Source organism: Streptosporangium becharense, from assembly GCF_014204985.1.
GTDB lineage: Bacteria > Actinomycetota > Actinomycetes > Streptosporangiales > Streptosporangiaceae > Streptosporangium > Streptosporangium becharense.
Map to the genome: position 1 here is coordinate 7,716,852 of NZ_JACHMP010000001.1, position 19,336 is coordinate 7,736,187.

At 72.6% G+C, this 19,336-nt stretch carries 22 protein-coding genes; 14 read left to right on the forward strand and 8 right to left on the reverse strand.

The features are described 5' to 3' along the window. Positions 1–5: 5 nt before the first annotated feature. The 4 genes from F4562_RS33335 (at position 6) to F4562_RS33350 (ending at position 4,133) form a co-directional block, all read left to right on the forward strand. Complete coding sequence (locus F4562_RS33335; RefSeq protein ID WP_184546491.1) at positions 6–335, forward strand: branched-chain amino acid transport AzlD family protein; 330 nt, start codon at positions 6–8, stop codon at positions 333–335. 159 nt (positions 336–494) lie between these two features. Further along, complete coding sequence (locus F4562_RS33340) at positions 495–1,955, forward strand: pyridoxal phosphate-dependent decarboxylase family protein (protein WP_221207726.1); 1,461 nt, start codon at positions 495–497, stop codon at positions 1,953–1,955. A gap of 144 nt (positions 1,956–2,099) precedes the next feature. Next, the gene (locus F4562_RS33345) at positions 2,100–2,729 is read left to right on the forward strand and encodes a GNAT family N-acetyltransferase (RefSeq protein WP_221207725.1); all 630 of its coding nucleotides are present in this window, start codon (positions 2,100–2,102) and stop codon (positions 2,727–2,729) included. A 369-nt stretch (positions 2,730–3,098) separates the two neighbouring features. Continuing rightward, a complete protein-coding gene (locus F4562_RS33350) occupies positions 3,099–4,133 on the forward strand; it encodes a tyrosine-type recombinase/integrase (RefSeq protein WP_375782495.1) in 1,035 nt (344 codons plus the stop codon). 71 nt (positions 4,134–4,204) lie between these two features. Here the strand turns inward: F4562_RS33350 and F4562_RS33355 are convergent, their stop codons facing one another. Then, entirely contained in the window at positions 4,205–4,486 is a 282-nt protein-coding gene (locus F4562_RS33355) for a hypothetical protein (protein ID WP_246473627.1), read from the reverse strand. Between the two features lie 299 nt (positions 4,487–4,785). Between F4562_RS33355 and F4562_RS33360 the strand changes: the two genes are divergently transcribed. Both F4562_RS33360 and F4562_RS33365 read left to right on the forward strand, forming a co-directional pair. Then, on the forward strand, positions 4,786–5,409 hold the full coding sequence (locus F4562_RS33360; protein WP_184546489.1) for a TetR/AcrR family transcriptional regulator: 624 nt from the start codon (positions 4,786–4,788) through the stop codon (positions 5,407–5,409). A 170-nt stretch (positions 5,410–5,579) separates the two neighbouring features. After that, positions 5,580–7,085, forward strand: coding sequence for a carboxylesterase/lipase family protein (locus F4562_RS33365; RefSeq protein WP_184546487.1), 1,506 nt, complete (start codon positions 5,580–5,582; stop codon positions 7,083–7,085). A 140-nt stretch (positions 7,086–7,225) separates the two neighbouring features. On the opposite strand, the gene F4562_RS33370 is transcribed toward F4562_RS33365, so the two are convergent. After that, positions 7,226–8,245: a nitronate monooxygenase gene (locus tag F4562_RS33370; RefSeq protein WP_184546484.1), complete on the reverse strand. Its 1,020-nt coding sequence runs from the start codon at positions 8,243–8,245 to the stop codon at positions 7,226–7,228. Positions 8,246–8,511: 266 nt separating this feature from the next. Here F4562_RS33370 and F4562_RS33375 point away from each other — a divergent pair, with 266 nt between their 5' ends. Both F4562_RS33375 and F4562_RS33380 read left to right on the forward strand, forming a co-directional pair. Continuing rightward, positions 8,512–9,168 (forward strand): ArsR/SmtB family transcription factor, encoded by a 657-nt coding sequence (locus F4562_RS33375; RefSeq protein ID WP_312872198.1) that lies wholly within the window; start codon positions 8,512–8,514, stop codon positions 9,166–9,168. Further along, a complete protein-coding gene (locus F4562_RS33380) occupies positions 9,152–10,435 on the forward strand; it encodes an MFS transporter (protein ID WP_184546480.1) in 1,284 nt (427 codons plus the stop codon). Before F4562_RS33375 ends, F4562_RS33380 begins: the two co-directional genes overlap by 17 nt. A gap of 147 nt (positions 10,436–10,582) precedes the next feature. Here F4562_RS33380 and F4562_RS33385 read toward each other — a convergent pair whose 3' ends face one another. Beyond that, a complete protein-coding gene (locus F4562_RS33385) occupies positions 10,583–11,131 on the reverse strand; it encodes an NUDIX domain-containing protein (RefSeq protein WP_184546477.1) in 549 nt (182 codons plus the stop codon). Between the two features lie 180 nt (positions 11,132–11,311). Beyond that, entirely contained in the window at positions 11,312–12,190 is an 879-nt protein-coding gene (locus F4562_RS33390) for a hypothetical protein (protein WP_184546475.1), read from the reverse strand. 196 nt (positions 12,191–12,386) lie between these two features. Between F4562_RS33390 and F4562_RS33395 the strand changes: the two genes are divergently transcribed. Continuing rightward, the gene (locus tag F4562_RS33395) at positions 12,387–12,707 is read left to right on the forward strand and encodes a hypothetical protein (RefSeq protein ID WP_184546473.1); all 321 of its coding nucleotides are present in this window, start codon (positions 12,387–12,389) and stop codon (positions 12,705–12,707) included. A 42-nt stretch (positions 12,708–12,749) separates the two neighbouring features. Here the strand turns inward: F4562_RS33395 and F4562_RS33400 are convergent, their stop codons facing one another. Together F4562_RS33400 and F4562_RS33405 are read right to left on the reverse strand one after the other, a co-directional pair. Beyond that, positions 12,750–13,733, reverse strand: coding sequence for a BtrH N-terminal domain-containing protein (locus F4562_RS33400; RefSeq protein ID WP_184546471.1), 984 nt, complete (start codon positions 13,731–13,733; stop codon positions 12,750–12,752). Positions 13,734–13,965: 232 nt separating this feature from the next. Continuing rightward, on the reverse strand, positions 13,966–14,412 hold the full coding sequence (locus F4562_RS33405; RefSeq protein WP_184546469.1) for a hemerythrin domain-containing protein: 447 nt from the start codon (positions 14,410–14,412) through the stop codon (positions 13,966–13,968). Positions 14,413–14,685: 273 nt separating this feature from the next. Here F4562_RS33405 and F4562_RS33410 point away from each other — a divergent pair, with 273 nt between their 5' ends. The 4 genes from F4562_RS33410 to F4562_RS33425 all read left to right on the forward strand — a co-directional run bounded on the left by F4562_RS33410 (position 14,686) and on the right by F4562_RS33425 (position 17,330). Further along, positions 14,686–15,516 carry a class I SAM-dependent methyltransferase gene (locus F4562_RS33410; RefSeq protein ID WP_221207724.1) on the forward strand — a complete coding sequence of 277 codons (831 nt, stop codon included), beginning with the start codon at positions 14,686–14,688 and terminating at the stop codon, positions 15,514–15,516. A 52-nt stretch (positions 15,517–15,568) separates the two neighbouring features. After that, complete coding sequence (locus F4562_RS33415; protein WP_184546465.1) at positions 15,569–15,880, forward strand: cupin domain-containing protein; 312 nt, start codon at positions 15,569–15,571, stop codon at positions 15,878–15,880. A gap of 276 nt (positions 15,881–16,156) precedes the next feature. Then, positions 16,157–16,753 (forward strand): helix-turn-helix domain-containing protein, encoded by a 597-nt coding sequence (locus tag F4562_RS33420; protein ID WP_311734223.1) that lies wholly within the window; start codon positions 16,157–16,159, stop codon positions 16,751–16,753. A 40-nt stretch (positions 16,754–16,793) separates the two neighbouring features. Next, on the forward strand, positions 16,794–17,330 hold the full coding sequence (locus tag F4562_RS33425; RefSeq protein WP_184546462.1) for a GNAT family N-acetyltransferase: 537 nt from the start codon (positions 16,794–16,796) through the stop codon (positions 17,328–17,330). Between the two features lie 39 nt (positions 17,331–17,369). On the opposite strand, the gene F4562_RS33430 is transcribed toward F4562_RS33425, so the two are convergent. Together F4562_RS33430 and F4562_RS33435 are read right to left on the reverse strand one after the other, a co-directional pair. Further along, positions 17,370–17,705, reverse strand: a complete 336-nt coding sequence (locus F4562_RS33430; protein ID WP_184546460.1) for a DUF952 domain-containing protein — start codon at positions 17,703–17,705, stop codon at positions 17,370–17,372. A 131-nt stretch (positions 17,706–17,836) separates the two neighbouring features. Continuing rightward, entirely contained in the window at positions 17,837–18,163 is a 327-nt protein-coding gene (locus F4562_RS33435; protein ID WP_184546458.1) for a DMT family transporter, read from the reverse strand. Positions 18,164–18,285: 122 nt separating this feature from the next. On the opposite strand from F4562_RS33435, the gene F4562_RS33440 reads away from it, so the two are divergent. Next, on the forward strand, positions 18,286–19,248 hold the full coding sequence (locus F4562_RS33440) for a radical SAM protein (RefSeq protein WP_184546456.1): 963 nt from the start codon (positions 18,286–18,288) through the stop codon (positions 19,246–19,248). Positions 19,249–19,336: the final 88 nt, after the last annotated feature.

Here is a 19,336-nt window from a genome sequence, read left to right on the forward strand (position 1 = left end):
CCACCGTGCCCAGCCCGCTCTACCTGGCCGCCGCCGTGGCCGTCAGCGCCGCCGTCACCTGGGGCCTGCGTGCCCTTCCCTTCGCCGTCGTGACCCCGCTGCGTCGCTCGGCCGTCCTGCAGTACCTCGCCGTTCAGATGCCTGTCGGCATCATGCTGATCCTGGCCCTGTACACCCTGCGCGACGTCCGCCCCACCGACTGGCCGGCCGTCGTGCCCACCGCCCTGGCCCTGGCCGCCGCGATCGGACTGCACCTGAGAACCCGAAACGCCGTGATCAGCGTCCTGGGTGCGACCACCCTGCACGTGGTGCTGTCGACCTTCTGGCCGCACTGAGCATCTCCCGCGACCGCGTCAACGGCACCGGGGACGGCTCCGGTGGCCAACACCACGTCCGATTCCCGCCGGACCTCGGGAGAACGCCTGCGACAAGCTGTCCGCGGACAGCCGACGAGGTGCCCTACGGCCCGGGCACCTCTGCCGAGGTGAGGATGTATGAGAAACGACGACCACATGTCCGGGGATCCGCCGGTTGACGGGCTGGAGTACGGTGACGTGCTCCAGCGCGCGTACCGGCACGTGCTGAGCTGGCGGGGGTCGGTCGCCGATCGCCCGGTTTTCCCCGCGGTGACAGCGGATGAGCTGCGTGATCTCCTCACCGGCGGGGGCCCGCCCGAAGCCGGCACCGATGCGATCTCGACTCTGGACGTCCTGGCGCGGGCCGGTGAGCTGGGATCGACGGCCAGTGCGGGGCCGCGCTACTTCGGCTACGTCATCGGCTCCTCGCTGCCCGTGGCCGTGGGTGCGGACTGGCTGGTCACCGCCTGGGACCAGAACGCGACGCTGTACTCGTGCGGCCCGGCGGTCTCGGTGATCGAGGAGGTCTGCGCCGACTGGTTGGTGAAGATGCTCGGCCTGCCTCCGCACACATCGGCGGGATTCACCACGGGTACCCAGATGGCCGCCTTCACCTGCCTGGCGGCGGCCAGGCACCATCTGCTGGCCCGGCAGGGCTGGGACGCCGAAGCGGACGGGCTGTGGGGAGCGCCGCGCATCCCGGTGATAGCCGGCGAGCAGCGCCACGCCTCGATCGATCGTGCCCTGCGCTACCTGGGGATGGGGACGCGTGTCCGAGAGGTCGGGTGCGACGCCGACGGTGCGATCGACCTCTCCGCGCTACGCGCGGAACTGGATCGGACGGACCGGCCGCCGATCGTCTGCGTGCAGGCCGGCAACATCAACACCGGTGCCGTCGACCCGCTTCGCGAGGTGTGCGAGCTCGTGCACGACCGGGGCGGATGGGTGCACGTCGACGGAGCGATCGGACTGTGGGCTCTGGCCAGTGACGAACACCGCGGCCTCCTCGACGGAGCACACCTGGCGGACTCCTGGACCACCGATGCGCACAAGTGGCTGAACGTGCCCTTCGACTGCGGCATCGCCTTCGTCGCGCATCCCGACGCGCACCGGGCGGCTGTCGGGATCACCGCGGCCTATCTGGAGGCATCCGAGCACCGGGACCAGATCAACACCGTGCCGGACTGGTCCCGGCGTGCCCGCTCGGTGCCCGTCTACGCGGTGCTGCGGACACTGGGCCGGGCCGGCGTCGCCGGGCTCGTCGACCGCAACATCGAGCACGCCCACCGCATCGCCGGCCTCCTCGCGGCGGAGCCCGGCATCGAGATCGTCAACGAGGTGGTCCTGAACCAGGTGCTGGTGCGGTTCACCGCACCCGGCCGCGACGACGACGAGCTCACCCGGGAGGTCGTCAGCAGGGTCCAGGACGACGGCACCTGCTGGCTGAGCGGATCGGTCTTCGGCAACCGGGCGGTCATGCGCATATCGATCTGCTCGGCGTACACCACGGCCGAAGACATCCGGCGAAGCGCCGACGCCATCATCCGCTGCGGTCGCGACGCCGTGGCCGGACGGGCACGGGCCACGGGTACCGGCTGATCCGCCCCGGCCCGCCGCCACCGGGGTGGGCTCCCCGGCGCGGGTGACAGGGAGCCCGGGCATGTCCCCGTCACCACCGGTGGGTTCACGGCTTCGGCGAGGTTCCTCACCCGGTGCGGGGAGCCGCCCCCCGTTCTTCATCCAGTGAAGAGGGCTGCCACCATGGGGACGGTGTGCTCCTTCCCCTCACCGGCCATCCCGGCCGGCCGCATCAGTGAGAACGCCCAGCCGGTCCTGCGGGCCGGAGAGTTGACCTTGAGGCCCTGGCTTCCCGATGACGCCCCCGTCGTGCTGCGGGCGTCCGCCGATCCCGCGATCCGGCGCTGGAACCGGCAGTTCACCACCTCGTCGGAGGACGCGCTGGCGTGGATCGGCCAGTGGGACGACCGCTGGCGCGCCGAGAAGGACGCCTCCTGGGCCGTCGTCCTGGACGCCGAGGTGCTCGGCCGGGTCTCGCTGCGTGGCTTCGATCTCGGCGACGGCGCCGCGCAGGTCACCTACTGGGTGCTGCCCGCCGCCCGGGGGCGGGGTGTCGCCGTCCGCGCCGCCGGCCAGGTCGCCCACTGGGCCTTCGACGTGGGATTCCACCGTCTGGAGCTGGTCCATTCGGTGGCCAACCCGGCCTCCTGCCGGGTCGCGGGCAAGCTCGGCTTCGCGTTGGAGGGCACCTTGCGCAGCGCGGTGCGCCACGAGGACGGATGGCACGACATGCACCTGCACGCCCGGCTCGCGGACGACGGGGGGACCCCTGCGCGCGGTGAGCCGGACGCGTGATCGCACCGGCGCGCCACCGGAATGTCTTCCGTCCCGGGGCGGATGCCCCTAAGGAGAGGGCGTACTCGGTGAACCGGCCGCAGGCGGCGAACCCCAGCCGGCGGTGGACGGGTTCGCCGTCCGCGGATGCCTGCAGGACCGCGGTCCGGTAGCCCTCGTCGCGCGCCGTGTGCAGAGATTCCACCACGCCGGTGCGGCGCCGCCGTCCGCCCTCTCCCGCAAGCCGCGGTGCGGGCGGCGTGCCGGCCGTCCACACCGCAGGATGTGATGCATAATCTCGCGTGTGCGCAGTGCAGGTGGTAGTCCCCCTCCCCCGCCGTCCCCGGTGGCCGCCGGGTGCCGCCCGGGTGTCCGATCGCGGAGGCCGGTGTGAACGATCACGATCCCGCGTCGCCCGTGCGCTTCCCCCAGGCGTGCGCGGAGTTCCTGGCCGGGCTGCGCACCAAGAAGCTCTCCCCGCACACCCTGGCCGGTTACGACCGTGACCTGCGGGCCGTCGGCGACCTCGCCGCGGCGCTGGCGGGCGTCTCGACGGCAGACCTGGAGATACGGCAGCTGTCCGGCCGCCTGGTGCGCGCCGCCTTCGCCGACTTCGCCGGGCCGCGCTCCGCAGCGAGCGTCAACCGCGCCTGGAGCGCCTGGAACCAGTTCCTGACCTTCTGCGTGGCCGAGGGTGCCCTGGAGGGCAACCCCATGGCCGCGGTGCCCCGGCCCCGGCAGCCCGCCAAGGCGCCCAAGCCCCTGCTGGGCGACGGCAGCGCCGCCACGACGCTGCTGGAGCGCGTCGCCGCAGGAGCGCGCAAGGCCCGCGACCCGTGGGTGGAACGGGACCTGGTGGTGCTGGCGCTGGCGCTGGTGACCGGCATGCGCTCGGCGGAGTTGCTGGGGCTGACCGTCGGGTCGATCGGCGGCGCGCCCGGAGACCGGCGCGTCCAGGTCGTCGGCAAGGGCGGTAAGACCCGCTCGCTGCCCGTCGAGCCGCCGATCGAGCACCTCGTCGACCGCTACCTCGAAAGCCGCAGGCAACGGTTCGGGCTGACCTCGATCCCCCGGTCCGCGGCGCTGCTGGTCGACACCTCGGGTGAGCCGCTGCGCCGCGGCGGCCTGCAGTACCTGGTCCGCCAGTGCTACCGCCACGCCGGGGTGCACGACCGGGTGCAGAAAGGGACCCTGGTGCACGCGCTGCGCCACGAGTTCGCCACCCGTCTGGCCGAGCGGGGTGCCACGGCCCACGAGCTGATGGAACTGCTGGGGCACTCCTCGATCGTGACGGGCCAGGCGTACGTGGCCTCGACCGCGCGCGAGGTGCGCCACGCCGCGCGGGGCAACCCCGCGTACGAGGTGCTGGAACGCCTGAAGGATGACGGGCCCGTCGGCGGGCGGGACGAGGACGGGGCCCGGTGAGGGCCCGGTAGGAGAGAAGCCCAGGCGGGGCCCAGGTGGGGTGGGGTGCCGGGTGCCGCGCGGCGGTGCCCTCACTCCATGGGCGGCGCCTTGAGCCTGCGGACGAAGCGGGCGGCCGCCCGGTGGCTCATTCCGGTCTCGCCGCGCACCAGGAAGACCGCCTGGTCGAACTGGTCGGTCGCTTTCAGTTCCAGGACTCGCTGGACCAGTTCGGGGCCGACGCCGCCGCCGACCAGGGTGTTTCGAGGGTTCTGAGCCAACCGCACCGTGAAGACGATCACGAGGATGATCGCCGCCACGGCGACCGCCGTCAGAAGGATGATGACGACCGGGTTCGACATGGGCTTGGACATACCCTTTCGTGGCCGTCTCATGACACGAAGCACCCCTGATTCGGGACGTGAGGAGTGACGGCCCGGCCGCCGGTGGGGAGTCGTCGGAGAGCGGGTCCGAGATGCCGGCTCAGCACCTTGGCCTTCGCGCGGCGTCACTCGGCGAGGTCGTCGCGGCGGAGCCGCTCGTCCTCCTTCGCGACGACCGAGCGCTCCCGGGCGGGCATATGTCGGGATCCCGCAGTCCGGATGGGGAAACAGGAGGTCGGGGCCGCCGCACCGGCGGGACGGCGGTAGCAATACGGCTGTATGATAACGGGATGCCGCGGGTTGCCGATCATGATCAGCGTCGTGCCCAGATCGCACGGGCGTTCCAGCGTCTGCTCGCCGCGGAGGGGTTCGCCGGCGTCTCGTTCTCACGGGTGGCGGCCGAGGCCGGAGTCTCGGTCGGGCTCATCCAGCACTACTTCGCCGGCAAGGACGTGCTGCTCCGCTTCGCCTACGAAGACGCGGTGAGCCGCATGAGCGAGCGGGTGCGGGTTCGCGTCCGTGCCGGCCAGGCGGACCGGCTCCCGGTCGCAGAGGTTCTGCTCGACAGCCTGGTCGAGTTGTTGCCACTCGACCGGGAGCGGGATGTGGAATACCGCGTCCGGCAGGGCTTGCAGGCTCAGGCGCTGCACCACGCCGGTCTTGCCGAGGTCGCCCGGCAGTCGGGCGGCGACATCCTCGGATACGTCACGTCGGCGGTCGAGAACGGCGTGGAGTGCGGCGAGGTCGAGCCCGGGGTCGACGCCGTGCTCGCCGCCCGCATGATCCTCGCGACCGTGCAGGGCCTGGCCGATCAGGTCGCGCTCTCGGGTGCGGACGCGTTTTCGGCGCGGGACGTGCTGGGCCGGGTCGTCGCCACGGTGTTCACCGGGCGTCACGGCTCTCGTGATCGCTGATTCTCCCCACCGCTCCGCGCCGGGCACGGAACCCCCGTCAGAACAATATGGTCGTACTGTTATTGTGGCAATATGACCATATTGCCACTGGTGTCGTCGGCCGTCCCGCTTTCCACGGGAACCCCCCTCGCCCGGAGCCTGCCCCGCACCACGACCGGGGAGCACACGCGATGACCCGGCACGTGACCGTACAACTGGGCAGCGGTGCCGTCCGCGGCCTCCACCTCGACGGGCACCTGTCGTTCCGGGGAATCCCCTACGCCGCCGCCCCGGTCGGCGAACGGCGATGGCGCTCCCCCGCGCCGGTCGCACCGTGGTCCGGGGTCCGGGACGCGACCGCGTCCGGGAACCCCGCGCCGCAGCTGCCCCAGTCGTTCGCGGACGTCACCTCCGTCGACGAGGACTGCCTGACACTGGACGTCACCGTGCCGGAGACCCGGGGCACCGGGCGTCCGGTGATCGTGTGGCTGCACGGCGGCGGCGGGACGAATGGGACCGCCGCCGCCTACGACCCCCGGCGGCTCGCCCTCACCGGTGACGTCGTCGTCGTGGCACCGAACTTCCGGCTCGGTGTGCTCGGATGCTTCGGCCATCCGGGCCTCGCCGACGGTGGCACCTTCGGGCTGCAGGACCAGCAGGCCGCACTGCGCTGGGTGCGACGGGAGATCACACGCTTCGGCGGCGACCCGGCGAACGTGACCCTGGTCGGAGAGTCGTACGGGGCTCTCATGATCGCAGCGCACCTGGTGTCACCCGCGTCAGCCGGGCTGTTCCACCGCGCGATCCTGCAGAGCGGGTTTGCGGTGATGGGCTCGACGCCGGCGCACACCTTCATCCCCGGTGTTCCGGCGCTCCCGCCGAGGTGGTCCCCGGCTGCCGAACTCGACCGGCTCGGCGCCGCCATCGCGGCCGAACACGGCTGGGTCACCCCCGGCAGCGACCCCGAGTCGGCGCTCGCACAGCTCCGGCGGGTTCCGGTGACCGACCTGCTCCAGGCGTCGGCCGCCTTCATCCGTCCGGCCTTCGGCGGGCCCACCCTGCCCGAGTCACCCGAGGAGGCGCTGCCCGCCGGACGCTTCCACCGGATGCCGCTGATGCTGGGCACCACACGCGACGAGGCGCGGTTCTTCGTCGGGCTCTTCGCCGACCTCGCCGACAACCCGGTCACAGCCGAAAGCTATCCGCGGCTGCTGGCCGAGGCGTTCGGCGACGCGGCGGACGAGGTCGCCGCGCGTTACGCCCTCGACCGCTTCCCGACACCGAGCCTCGCCTGGGCACAGATCTGCACCGACCGCGCCTGGGCCCGACCGGCCTGGGAACTGGGCCGGACCTTCGCCGCCTACACCGACACCTGGTTCTACGAGTTCGCCGACCGGGACGCCCCCTCGATCGTCCCTCTCCCGGGGTTCCCCGCCGGAGCCCAGCACTCCAGCGAGCTGGTGTACCAGTTCGACCTTCCCGGCGGCCCGCCGCTGTCGGCGGCGCAGCGCGAGTTCGCCGACCGGATGAACCGGTACTGGGCGGCCTTCGCCGCGCACGGTGACCCCGCCTGCGCCGACCTGCCGGCCTGGCCCGGCGTGGGCACCGGCCACGTCCAGTCCCTGGCTCCCGGACGGATCGGCGGTACGGACTACGTGGCCGAGCACCGCCTCGACTTCTGGATGCGAATGCCCTGAGCCCGGGCTGTCCGCCGCCGTCCTTCAGGATGCCGCCGTCCTTCAAGGCGCGGTACGGGAAGCCGAGGCCGGTACACCGGACACGGCCGTGGCCGCCCGGCCGAACCGGCCCGTCCGGACGCGTGCCCGATCCTCCTGCCTCAGATCGCGGCCAGGGCCGCGGTGACGTCCGCCGCCGGCGCGTTGCGTGCCCGGCGCCAGGAGGTCCCCGCCCACAGGTGCAGCGTCTCGGCGTCCCCCCGGGCCGCCGCGGCGCGCCGCAGCGGCGCCGTCAGGTGGTGGACCTGCGGATAGGCGGCGGGCGCCCGGCCGGAGTACTCCGTCATGAACCGGTTGACCAGGCCGCGCGCCGGACGTCCGGTGAAGGCCCTGGTCACGGCGGTGCGGGTGAAGCGGGGGTCGGTCAGCGCCGCGCGGTGGACCACGCCGGTGCCGCTCTCGGGACAGAGCAGGAAAGCGGTGCCCGCCACGGCCGCGACCGCTCCCGCGGACAGGACCCGGGAGACGTCGGCGGCCGAGGCGACACCGCCGGCCGCGATGAGGGGAAGCCGTGAGACCTCCCGTACCTGGGACAGCAGGCGCTCCAGACCCGCCGCCTCGGCGTCCGTGTTGGTGAACGACCCCCGGTGGCCGCCCGCCTCCTCCCCCTGGACGCACAGCACGTCGGCCGCCGCGGCCCGCCGGGCCTCGGCGGCCGACGTCACCGTGACCACCACGACGGTCCCCTTGCGGCGGAACGCCCGGATCAGCTCGTCCTCCGGGCAACCGAACGTGAAGCCCACCACCACGGGCGGGTCCGTCAGCAGATCCGCGACCTTGGCGGCGAAGTCGTCATCGCCCCCGTGCGGGAGTCCCAACGTGGCGTCCAGCCGCCGCGCCTCCCCCGCGATGACCCGCGCGTAGGCGTCGATCTCGGTCTGGTCGACCTCGTCAACCGTGGGCATGAACACATTCACCCCGAACGGGCGGGAGGTGAGCTCACGCGTCCGCTCGATCTCCCGGCGCGTCTGCGCGGCCGTCTTGTAACCGGCCGCGAGGAACCCCAGGCCCCCGGCTTCGGACACGGCCGCGGCCAGTTCGGGAGTGGACGCCCCGCCGGCCATCGGAGCCTGCACGACCGGCAGTCCGAACGGCCACGGCCACGACACTGGATCGGACATCGGCATCTCCTCCTCGGCGCCCGACGGCCGCCCCCCGAACGCCACGGCGGTGGACGGGACCGGACGGCCGCCCCCCGAACGCGCCGCGGGCGATCTCCATCAGGTCTGGAAGCCTATGCCATCGACCGGCACCGCCTCCCGCACGGGTCCGAGGAGGCTCCGGATCAGACGTCCGGAGCCTCCTGGGCCGTGGCGGTGCCCGGCCGACGGAGACGCTACCATCCTGTTCCATGGATAACTGGAATAACGTAGAAGGGGACAAACGCGTGGTCTCCGATGAACTGGCCACCGTGGTGAAAGCCATGGCCAACGGCCGCCGGCTGGAGGTGATCGAGATGCTCGCCCAAGGCGAGCACTCGGTCGAGGCGCTCTCGCGGATGCTGGGGATGGGCGTGACGACGACGTCGGCGCATCTGCAGACACTGAAGCAGGCCGGTCTGGTGACGACACGGCGCGAGCGGACGACGGTCTTCTACCGGCTGGCCGGCGACGACGTCGCAGAGCTGTATCTGGCGGCCAAGCGTGTCGGCCTGCGACGTTCGGCCAAGCTACGCGAGGCGGTCGTGTCATATCTGGGACAGGCCGACGTTCCGGGACAGGCCGATGCCGCGCGACCGGCGCCGGTGGTCGACCCGGCGGCGGTGACCCCGCAGATGACGGTGATCGACGTGCGTCCGCGCGAGGAGTTCGAAGCAGGGCACTTCCCCGGTGCGGTGTCGCTGCCGCTGTCCGAACTGGAAGAGCGGTTCGGCGAGATCCCCGCCGACGCGGAGGTCGTCGTGTACTGCCGGGGTGAGTTCTGCCGGATGGCGCGCGAGGCGGCGGCGTGGCTGCGCGAGCAGGGCGTGGACGCCAAGGCGATGGACGAGGGCGTCATCGAGTGGCGCGGGACGAAGGAGGTCGAGCTTGACGCCGCGTCCTAGCGCAGGAGTCGCCCAGGCGAGCGAGCCGGACGAGGCGACGCGCCGGCAGGTCCAGAAGCGCACTCTGACGGTCGTCGTGATCAGCCAGGTCCTCGGCGGCGCGGGACTGGCGGCCGGGGTCACCGTAGGCGCCCTGCTCGCCCAGCAGATGCTCGGCTCGGGCAGCCTCGCCGGGCTGCCCACGGCACTGTTCACTCTCGGGTCCGCGCTCGCCGCCTATCTCGTGGGCCGGCTCACCCAGCGATGGGGCCGGCGCATCGGCCTGGGCCTCGGGTTCACCGCTGGAGGACTCGGTGCGTTCGGCGTCGTCGCGGCGGCGGCGACGGGCAGCGTGCCGCTGCTGCTGATCGCACTGTTCGTCTACGGAGCCGGCACGGCGACCAATCTGCAAGCCCGCTACGCGGGCACCGACCTGGCACTGCCTGCCCAGCGTGGCACGGCGATCAGCGTCGCGATGGTGTCCACCACCCTGGGCGCCGTCGCCGGCCCGAACCTGGTCGAGCCTCTCGGCTCGGTGGCGGTGAGCTGGGGCCTTCCCGCCCTCACGGGTCCGTTCCTGCTCGCCGGCGTCGCGTATCTGGCCGCCGGAGCGGCCCTGGTCGCCCTGCTGCGTCCGGACCCGTTCCTGCTGGCCCGCCGGCTGGAGGCGGCCGTCGCCGCGCAGCCGTCCGGCACCGGCGCCGCGGACACCGCCGTGCCCAAGCCCGGCACCGGCGTCTACATCGGTGCCACCGTGATGGCGCTGACCCAGATCGCGATGGTCGCGATCATGACGATGACCCCCGTGCACATGCGCGCTCACCACCACGGGCTGGGAGAGGTCGGTCTCGTCATCGGCATCCACATCGGCGCCATGTACCTGCCGTCACTGGTCACCGGAGTCCTGGTGGACAGGATCGGCCGCACGCCGATGGCGGTCGCCTCCGGGATCACCCTCCTGCTCGCCGGGATCACCGCCGCGCTCGCACCCGGCGACTCGCTCGGCCTGCTGATTGTCGCACTCGCGCTGCTCGGGCTGGGCTGGAACTTCGGGCTCATCGCCGGCACCGCGCTCGTGGTCGACGCGACCGTCCCGAAGAACCGTCCCCGGGTGCAGGGCACCATGGACGTGCTCATCGCTCTGGCCGGTGCCGGCGGCGGTGCCCTGTCCGGCGTCGTCATGGAGGCCACCGACTACGCGAGCCTGTCACTGGCAGGCGGCATCCTGTCCCTGCTGCTCATCCCGGTGCTGCTGTGGGCCCGCCGCGGCCGGCGCACCCCCGGCTGACGCCCTTCCCCTTCCCCGACAGGAGTTTCCCGGCGAGCGGTGGCCGCCCTCGACGCCGACCAGCCTCGGGAACCCGCGGCCTCGGACGGCGGACCGTTCCCGGACAGGTCCGCACCGGGCGGCGCGGGGCCCCCGGACCGGTGTTCCTCAGCCCCGTGTGTGCAGCAGGAACAGGGCGTAGGCGGCGATCGAGCAGCTGTCGGTGATGGTGCCTTCCCGGATCATCCGCTCCAGGTCGGGCTGCGACACCCAGCCCTGGCGCATGTCCTGCTCGGTGTGCTCCCGGCTGTGCGGGCCGGCGGTCAGGCCCGTGGCCAGGAAGACGTCGAACCGCTGGCCGCTGGTGCCGTGGGCGTTGTCCAGGCGGCCCAGGTGCACCATCGAGGCCGCCCGCAGGCCCGTCTCCTCGGCCAGTTCGGTGTGGGCGGTGGCCTCCGGGGAGGGGCTGTCGCGGACGCCGCCCTGCGGGAAGTTCCAGGTGCGCCGCCCGACCGGGTAGCGGTACTCCTCCACCAGGTGGAACCCGTCGTCCTCCATCGGCATGACCAGGGCGAAGTCGAGCTGGTCCACCACACCGTAGATGCCGTGCGAGCCGTCGGGGCGTTCGATGCGGTCCTCCCGAACGGCGATCCACGGGTTGGTGTAGACGACTGTCGAGGCCAGGGTGCGGATCGTCGGTCCGTGTGCGTCGGTCATGCCGCGGAGCCTACTGGGAGCGCCTCAGCGCGGTGGAGCCGCCGGCCGCGGCGACGGTACCAGGCGGCGAACAGCGCGGTGGCCAGGAGAAGCCCGGCGATGTCGCCGCCGTAGTACATGACCTGGGCCGCCTGCCGGAGGCCGGCGGTGTCCGCGGCGCCGGGGAGAGCCGCCGCCGGTCTACGAGCCCACTGGCCGGAGAAAGCCTTCGAGGACCACCAGGCCCTCGCCGTACTTCCCGTCGACCTGGCGCTGCCTCTCCGGCGTGGCCACCCAGACCCCCGCCCTGACATGGCCGGCCCGCTCGTCCGCCGAGACGGAGTACACGCCCTCGACCTCCTCCTGCACTCTCTCCTGGAGTGCCCGCAACTCCGCCGCGGTCCGCCGGCCGCGGCTCAGGCACAGCGCGCCACCCCAGACCTCGCGGATCGCGGGCTCGTGGACGGCCGGGTCACCGGTGAACCGCAGGTTCAGCACGAGCCGCTTCGGGTCACCGGCGTGCCGCTCCACCGACCTGGGGTCGTCGGGGTCGTAGCCGTCGATCTCCTCGAGGTAGCTCTGGTCCAGCCAGGCGCCCGCGTACCCGGGAAGCTTCTCCGCCCTGGCGACGGCGGCCGCCAACGCCTCCTGGGTGGCCTTCGCCGGGTCGGCCGGGCGCCGGCCGCCCGCGGGCTTCGGGCACGGTGTGCTGAAGTCGGGCCGGTCGCCCGGAGTGTCGCGGCGCTCGGCGGGACGCGGGGGCTCGGTGAGCGTGAGCCTTCGCCCGTCCCAGGTGCCGACCACGTGGTACTCACCCCAGCGCACGCCGCCGCGAGTGGAGTGCTCGACCGTCTTCCAGTCCCATCCGACGATGTCGGGGCCGCTGCACTGAGGCGGCAGGGAGGCGGTGACGACGGCGCAGAGCTGAGGGCCGTGCGTGGAGTCGGCGAGTACGGTCCCGTCCGCCTGGTATCGGACGGGAGCGGTCGGCGCGGGTGCGGGTGCGGGAGCGGTCGCGGCGGGCGCCGTCCCGCAGGCGGTGACGGTCACGAGCACCGCCGCAAGCCAGATGCCTCTCATACCCCTTCATACGGGCGGGGGTGTGCAGAGGTTCACGGCCGGCCCCGACCGGCCGGTCCCGCGGGAGGGTGCCCGCCGACGGGGGCCGGAAGCGCTGAAGCTCACCGGGCAGTCGCCTGCCTTCAGGTGCTCGACCCGTTTGTCATGATCAGAGCATGACGGCGGGCGGCTCCTGCCGGCCGGAGAGGAGACCACCGTGCGATGCCCCCGCTGCTCACACGAACTCACGGTGTTCGGCGGGCCCTCGCGCCGCCGCCCGAGAGCCCTGTGGTGGCGGTGCGGCGACTGCGAATGGCTCGGCTGCCAGTGGCTGGGGGCGGATTCCCCGCTGGAGGAACTGATCAGGTACGAGGGCGAGGAGGCCGTGTGCATGTGGTGCGGTGACGAGGACTTCGCGACGTTCGCCGGGTACCGCCGCACCGTGGTCACGCTGGACGACGGCAGGACGGGGCACCGCGTCCTCGACGTGTGCCTCGGCTGTGGCCGCGTGGGCAGCTGGTTCGACCCCCTGGAGTAGTGGCGGGGTCGCTCGACGCACCGGCCCGCCCGCTCGCAGGGGCTACAGCTGACGCAGCACCTGCATGGCCTCTCTTTCGATGCGCGAAAGGTCGTGCAGGATGACGCCGGCTTGCTTGAGATACGCGGCGTCGCCGCTCTCCCCGGCTTTCTCGATCAGGGTGGCCACGTCCGTCCACATGGTGGCGGCCTCGCCGTACAGTCTGTGGCCGGTGCGGAGGTCGCCGTCGTCGATCAGCCCGGTGCACTCGCCGAGGAAGTCACGATAGAGGGCACGGAACAGGGCACCGCCGGTGCCGGCCTTCTCCATGAGGAGGGCGGCCTGCGGCAGGTCCCGCTCCGGCCGCTCCGTGCGGAGCAGCCACCCGGGCACCTGACCGGCGGCTTTCTCGATGCCGCGATGCCCCACGTTCGCGATGGGGGCGGCGAGGAAGGCGTCGGCGCAGGCTTTGATCGCGGGGACGAGGTGGTCCTGCCAGCGGGGCGGGTGCACCGGCGGGGTGATGGTGAAGGATCGGTTCCTGGCGGTCATCGGGCCGCGTTCGGCCCTCGCCATGGCCAGGCTGGTGCGGCTGGTGCGCACCGCTCCGCCCTGCTGCCCGGTGTCCACCAGGTAGGCGTGGTCTTCGTCGTAGCCGTACATCGCGACGACGTGACCGCCGAAGTGGACCTTGGACTGGAAGTGGTCCAGGTGATAGCTGTCGAGCTGGAGGCCGACCGGCCGGCCGGCGTCGATCTGGGCGGCCACGTTCTCCCACGCCTTGCGCGGTGAGGTGGTCTCCTCGATCCGTAGTGCCAGCCCCAGCCTGGCAGCCAGATTCCTGGTGAGTTCGAACGGTTTGACGCGGCCCCCGAGAAAGGGGAACGCCATGCTCTTGCTGTCCCAGTAGATGAAGGACAGGCCCGCGCCGAGCCCGAACAGCATGGGCTCGGACAGATCGAGTCCTTCGTGCCGCAGCAGCACCCCCAGCGCCGTCGTCTCGCAGTGACGCATGCCCCTGGTCTCGATGCCCTCCACGATCGTCATGCGTCGTTCTCCTCGATGACTGGATGATCAGCGTGTGCGGAGCCGCTGCCCGGGCCGGTCGGCATGCCCGGTCTCCGGTGGTCCCCCGTGGCCGGGCACGCACCGTCGTCCGGGACGGAGCGGGGTGCCGGAGTGGGCGGCGGCCACCGCGACAGCATGGACTCTCTCACAGGGGGAGAGTCCAGCCGTCTGCCTCTCACCGCGCTGCCGGGTCGTCCAGTCTCGAAGGGGTCTACCCGCCGACCGCGGACCGCCCGGGGGTGATGCGGTCCCACGCGGCTATCGGCAGCATGATGACCGACGCGGGGAACAGGCCGTGCTCCTCGTGGTCGATGTGATGGCGCAGCCTGCCCAGTGCCTCCAGCACGGCGGGCCAGTCCGGGTTGCGCCGGTCGATCGCGCCGAGCACCCCGTGGATGTCGTCGTGCTCGGCGCAGAGCCGGTCGACCTCCTCGGCCAGCGAGCCTTCGGCGCGCAGTTCGGCGAAGAGCCCGCTCTCCTCGGTGGCGGTATGCGGCGCCAGCCGGGCGAGCAGCTCCTCAAGGAGTGGCGCGGCGACGTCGTACCGGCCCTCGTTGACGGCCCGGCGCAGCGCCCCGGCGCTCTCCTCGATCTCCTCGTGCTCCCGCGTCAGCTGCCCGATCAGGGGGAACTCCCGGCAACCGCAGTAATTGCACATGGCATCCCTTACGAATCATGTTTCGTATGTGACGTCAGGATGCCCGCCGGGGATTTCACCCCGGTAGGGGATGTCGTCGGTGCGGGACAGGGACCTTCGGCCTTCGCCCGGCCGGCGTCCGGACCGGTCCGTGCCCGTCGTCGCGTCACAAGCTTGTGGCTGACGAACACCGGGACGTTCGACCCCTCGGTCGGGGACCTTCGGCCGCGTCCCCCCGCCGGTCTTGAAACTTAGCCTTGCCTAAGTTCGATGCTCCGACCGGAGGTGGTCACAGTGACGGCAGAGGGACGGCAACAGGTACGGGCCGGTGATCCGCTCCCCGGAGCGGGTCTGGACGCCGAGCGTATGCCGGGACACTGGCTGCTGGCCCGCCTGGGCAAGCGGGTGCTGCGGCCCGGTGGCGTGGAGCTGAGCCGGTGGATGCTCGACGCCCTGCGCGTCGAGCCTGCCGACCAGGTGGTGGAGCTGGCCCCCGGGCTGGGTGCCACCGCCCGGCTGGCCCTCTCCCGCGGCCCGGCCGGTTACGTCGGCGTCGACCGTGACAGCGCCGCCATCGCCACCCTGGCCCGCCTGCCACGGCCCGCGGCCACCCAGGTGCGATGGCACACCGGCGACGCCGCGAGCACCGGACTGCCCGGCGCGAGCGCGAGCGTGGTGTACGGGGAGGCCATGCTGACCATGCAGCCCGAGCCTGCCAAACGCCGGATCGTCGCCGAGGCGCACCGGTTGCTCGGCCCCGCCGGCCGGTACGGGATCCACGAGCTGTGCCTGGTGCCCGGCGACCTCGACCCGGTGCTCGCCGAGGAGATCAGGGCGGCGCTGTCCGAGGCGATCCACGTCGGCGCCCGCCCGCTGACGGTCCCCCAGTGGCGTGACCTGCTGACCGGGGCGGGCTTCACGGTCACCGCCGAGACCACCACCCCCATGCACCTGCTCGAACCGCGCCGGCTCATCGCCGACGAGGGCCTGGCGGGAGCGTTGGGGATCATCAGCCGGATGATGCGCGACGCCCCGTCCCGCCGCCGGGCCCTCCGGATGCGCGGCGTCTTCCGGCGCTACCGCGCGCATCTGGCCGCGGTCGGCCTGGTCGCCGTCCGCGCCTGACCACGAGAGACCCCACCCTCTCAGCGAAACCATCAGAACAAGGAGGAGTGACATGACCGCGACCGTGATCGGCGATCTCACCGCGGAGCTGGAGATCCCCGCCGGCGGCACGCTCAGCCGGGTGCTGTACCGCGACGACCGCCTGCGCGTGGTCGGCTTCGCCTTCGACACCGGGCAGGAGCTCACCGAACACAGTTCGGCGCTGCCCGTCGTGATCCAGGTGGTCAAGGGCCGCCTGGAGCTCGAGCTCGGTGCGGACAAGGCCGAAGCGTCCCCGGGGACGTGGATCCACCTGCCGCCCCGGCTGCCGCACACGGTGCGGGCCACCGAGCCGACCGTCATGCTGCTGACCATGCTGTCCTGAGCCGCTGTCCTGAGCCGCTGTCCTGAGCCGTCCTGCCCGCTGCTCACCATGGCGCCGGGTCGGTCGCCCGCGCGGGATCACCCGGCGTCAACCCGCCGATTCCGGTGCCGGTGGCCGGGCCGGCCACCCCGCGCGGGATCACCCGCCGAGGCGGCGGCACAGAAGCCGCGGCCGGCCGGGATCCGTGGCCGGCGCGTGGGCAGCCGGCCTGCCCATCGCACGGGCCACGCACCCGCCCGTACACCGGTCTCCCGTATGTGGGATATCCTCTCCGATGTGAGAGAAGCCGAGAAGCTCGCGTCTCCCGCCCCGGGGCCGAGCGCTCTGGAGACCCGGCTGGCCGCCCGCCTGGCGGAGCTGCGGGTGCAGCGGGGCTGGTCGCTGGACGAGCTGGCCCGGCGCTCGGAGATCAGCCGGTCGACGCTGTCGAGGCTGGAGCGCGGGGAGATCAGTCCGACGGCGGCCCTGCTGGGCCGCCTGTGCACGGTCTACGAACGGCCGATGTCGCGGCTGCTGGCCGAGGTGGAGGCCGAACCGCCGCAGGTGGTGCGCGCCGGGACGCAGGCGGTGTGGCGGGATGAGCAGTCGGGGTTCGAACGCAGGTCGGTGTCCCCGCCGCATCCGGCCCTGCGCGGCGAGATCGTCGAAGGGATCCTGCGGCCGGGGGCGGACATCGCCTACGACGCGCCGCCGGTCGCGGGCCTGGAGCAGCACATCTGGGTGCTGGAGGGGACTCTGGAGGTCACCGTCGACGGCCACCTCCACGAGGTGGGGGCGGGAGACTGCCTGCGGTTCCGGCTGTGGGGCGGTTCACGGTTCCGTTGCCCGGGCCCCGGGCCGGTGCGCTACGCGTTGCTGGTCGTCCTGCCCTGACACTCCCCCGCCCGGCATTCATCACGGAAGGAAGCACTCCGTGCACACCATCGAGCGACTGTCCGCCGAGGAGTTCCCCGGCAGCGTCGACGGCCTCGCCGAGGTCCTGGTCGACGCCGTCGGCGACGGAGCCTCCGTGGGCTTCCTGGCCCCCTTCGATCACGAGGCCGCCGCCGCCTGGTGGCGCGCGCAGGCACCGGCGGTGGCCGACGGCAGCCTCATCGTCTGGGCCTGCCGCGACGGCGGCGGCATCGACGCCACCGTCAGCCTGGCCCTGGCCGGCAAACCCAACGGCCGGCACCGCGCCGAGGTCGTCAAGCTGATGGTCCGCCGCGGCGCCCGCGGCCGGGGGCTGGCCCGTGCCCTGCTGGCGACCGCCGAAGCGACCGCCGCGGCGGCCGGGGTCACCCTCCTGCTCCTCGACACCCAGACCGGCAGCACCGCGGAGCGGGTCTACCTCGCCGGCGGCTGGACCCGCTACGGGGTCGTCCCCGACTACGCCGCCGCCCCGGACGGTTCCCTGCAGAGCTGTAGTTTCTTCTACAAGCCGCTCACGCCCGTACCGGCCCTCTCCTGAGCGCGCGGGCGACGGCACGCGGGGCCGGGGAGGCGGGGGTCAGCGCGGCGCGTCGTGCCCGGGTGCGGTGAAGGGGGCGGCGGAGACGACCGCCGAGACCGGCAGCGGCCCGTAGATGTGCGGGAACGTCTCGGGCACGTCGACGGCCGTCTCGAAGCGTACGTCCAGGCCGGCCGGGTCGATCACCAGCAGCACCAGGGGGTCGGTGACGTCGCGGTAGAAGCGTTCCACGACGCCGCACAACTGGTCGTGGTCGGCGCAGGCGTGGATGAAGCCCTCCTCCTCGAGGGTGCGGCCGATGCTGGACATCCGGTATTCGCCCGCCCGCCGGGCGTCGTCCCAGTCGGCGGCCAGGGCCAGGTGCAGTATGGTCATGGCCCGTCATGATCGCATGGTGCGGCACCCGTCGCGTGACCACCGGGCGTCGCCGCCTCGGCGGGGCCCGGCGGACGCGCTCCCCGTCCCCGCGGCGGGAGGTCGCCCCGCGCCGTCCGGTCCGGGGCCGCTCAGTGCGCGCCTCCGGCCAGGTTGAGCACCACGACCCCGCCGATGATCAGGACGATGCCGGCGACCTTGGTCAGGGTGATCGTCTCTCCCAGGAACAGCGCGCCGATCGCGGCGACGGCCGCGGTGCCCACCCCGGACCAGACGGCGTAGGCGGTGCCGACCTCCATCTGCAGCTTCAGCGCCTGGCCCAGCAGCAGGAACGCCGTGACGTACCCGGCGACGACGACGGCCGACCAGCCCTTGTGCGCGAACCCGTCGCTCAGTTTCAGCGAGGTGGTCGCCAGGATCTCCGCGACGATCGCCCCCGCCAGCATCAGCCACGCCATGAACGCTCCCAAACTAGTACATTCACCTCGATTTATTCTTCCAGCCGATCCCCCGCGGCGCGCCGGCCCGCGTTCGGCGCTCCGGTTGCGAGGGGTGTCGAAAACGTGTTCCACTGAGCCGTATGCCATGGGACGCGCCTCCGCTGCTCGCCGCCCCGGCCGATGTCAGGCCGCGCGTCGAGCGCTCCGCAGTGACCCGGGTCCACGGCGCGCTGACCTGTTACGAGGTGCAGGCGCGCACCGCGCTGGAGCACACTCACGACGGGTGGGCGGTCAGCCCCTACCGCGGCTGCGCCCAGGCCTGCCGCTACTGCGCGGTCCGCCGCGGCCACCGCTATCTGGGGCTGGACGCCGAGACCGACTTCGACTCGCGGATCGTGGTGCGCACCAACATCGCCCGGCGGCTGCGCGCGGAGCTGACCACGCGCTGGGACGGCGAGCACGTGACCGTGGGCGTGGGCGGCGACTGCTACCAGGGCGCCGAGGAGATCTACCGGCTGATGCCCGGTGTCGTCACCGCGCTGCGCGAGGCCGGGGCACCGTTCACCGTCCACACCAAGAGCCGGCTGATCCTGCGCGACGCCGACCTGCTGGCCGCCACCCCCGGCACCGGAGTGGTGGTGTCGGTGGCCTTCGTCGACGACCGGATCCGGCGTACCGTCGAACCCGGCGCGCACAGTGCCCAGCGACGCCTGGAACTGGTCGCCGAGCTCAACGAGCGCGGCGTGCCGTGCGGCGTGGCGATGGCGCCGATCCTGCCGCTGCTGACCGACTCCCCCGACCAGCTGGCCGCGACCGTGCGCCGGATCGCGGACGCCGGCTCGGTCAGCCTCACCCCGCACGTGCTGCGCCTGCCGCCCGGTGCCCGCGAGTGGTACCTGGCCTGGCTCGGCGAGCACCATCCCGGCCTGGTCGCCCGCTACACCGAGCTGTACGGCCACGGTCCCGACGCCGACCCCGGTTACGTGGGCCGCATCACCGGTCAGGTCCTGCAACTGGCCGCCCGTTACGGCATGGGCGCCACCCGGCCCGAACAGCCCCTGCCGCTGGCGCTGCCCCGGCAGGCCCAGCTCACCCTGTTGTGATCCGCCGTCGGCCCGCGGCCGACCACGAGCCGATCGGCCTTCGAGGAGGATCGGTCCGAACTTCGGCGCTACCGCGCACGGCGATGCG

Coding starts and splice junctions, on each gene's coding strand:
- F4562_RS33435 (WP_184546458.1), bottom strand. CDS start 18,163: ATGGCGTGGCTGATGCTGGCGGGGGCGATCGTCGCGGAGATCCTGGCG.
- F4562_RS33390 (WP_184546475.1), bottom strand. CDS start 12,190: ATGAGAGGCATCTGGCTTGCGGCGGTGCTCGTGACCGTCACCGCCTGC.
- F4562_RS33340 (WP_221207726.1), top strand. CDS start 495: ATGAGAAACGACGACCACATGTCCGGGGATCCGCCGGTTGACGGGCTG.
- F4562_RS33405 (WP_184546469.1), bottom strand. CDS start 14,412: ATGTGCAATTACTGCGGTTGCCGGGAGTTCCCCCTGATCGGGCAGCTG.
- F4562_RS33440 (WP_184546456.1), top strand. CDS start 18,286: ATGCCATGGGACGCGCCTCCGCTGCTCGCCGCCCCGGCCGATGTCAGG.
- F4562_RS33370 (WP_184546484.1), bottom strand. CDS start 8,245: ATGTCCGATCCAGTGTCGTGGCCGTGGCCGTTCGGACTGCCGGTCGTG.
- F4562_RS33415 (WP_184546465.1), top strand. CDS start 15,569: ATGACCGCGACCGTGATCGGCGATCTCACCGCGGAGCTGGAGATCCCC.
- F4562_RS33365 (WP_184546487.1), top strand. CDS start 5,580: ATGACCCGGCACGTGACCGTACAACTGGGCAGCGGTGCCGTCCGCGGC.
- F4562_RS33385 (WP_184546477.1), bottom strand. CDS start 11,131: ATGACCGACGCACACGGACCGACGATCCGCACCCTGGCCTCGACAGTC.
- F4562_RS33430 (WP_184546460.1), bottom strand. CDS start 17,705: ATGACCATACTGCACCTGGCCCTGGCCGCCGACTGGGACGACGCCCGG.
- F4562_RS33355 (WP_246473627.1), bottom strand. CDS start 4,486: ATGTCCAAGCCCATGTCGAACCCGGTCGTCATCATCCTTCTGACGGCG.
- F4562_RS33400 (WP_184546471.1), bottom strand. CDS start 13,733: ATGACGATCGTGGAGGGCATCGAGACCAGGGGCATGCGTCACTGCGAG.
- F4562_RS33360 (WP_184546489.1), top strand. CDS start 4,786: ATGCCGCGGGTTGCCGATCATGATCAGCGTCGTGCCCAGATCGCACGG.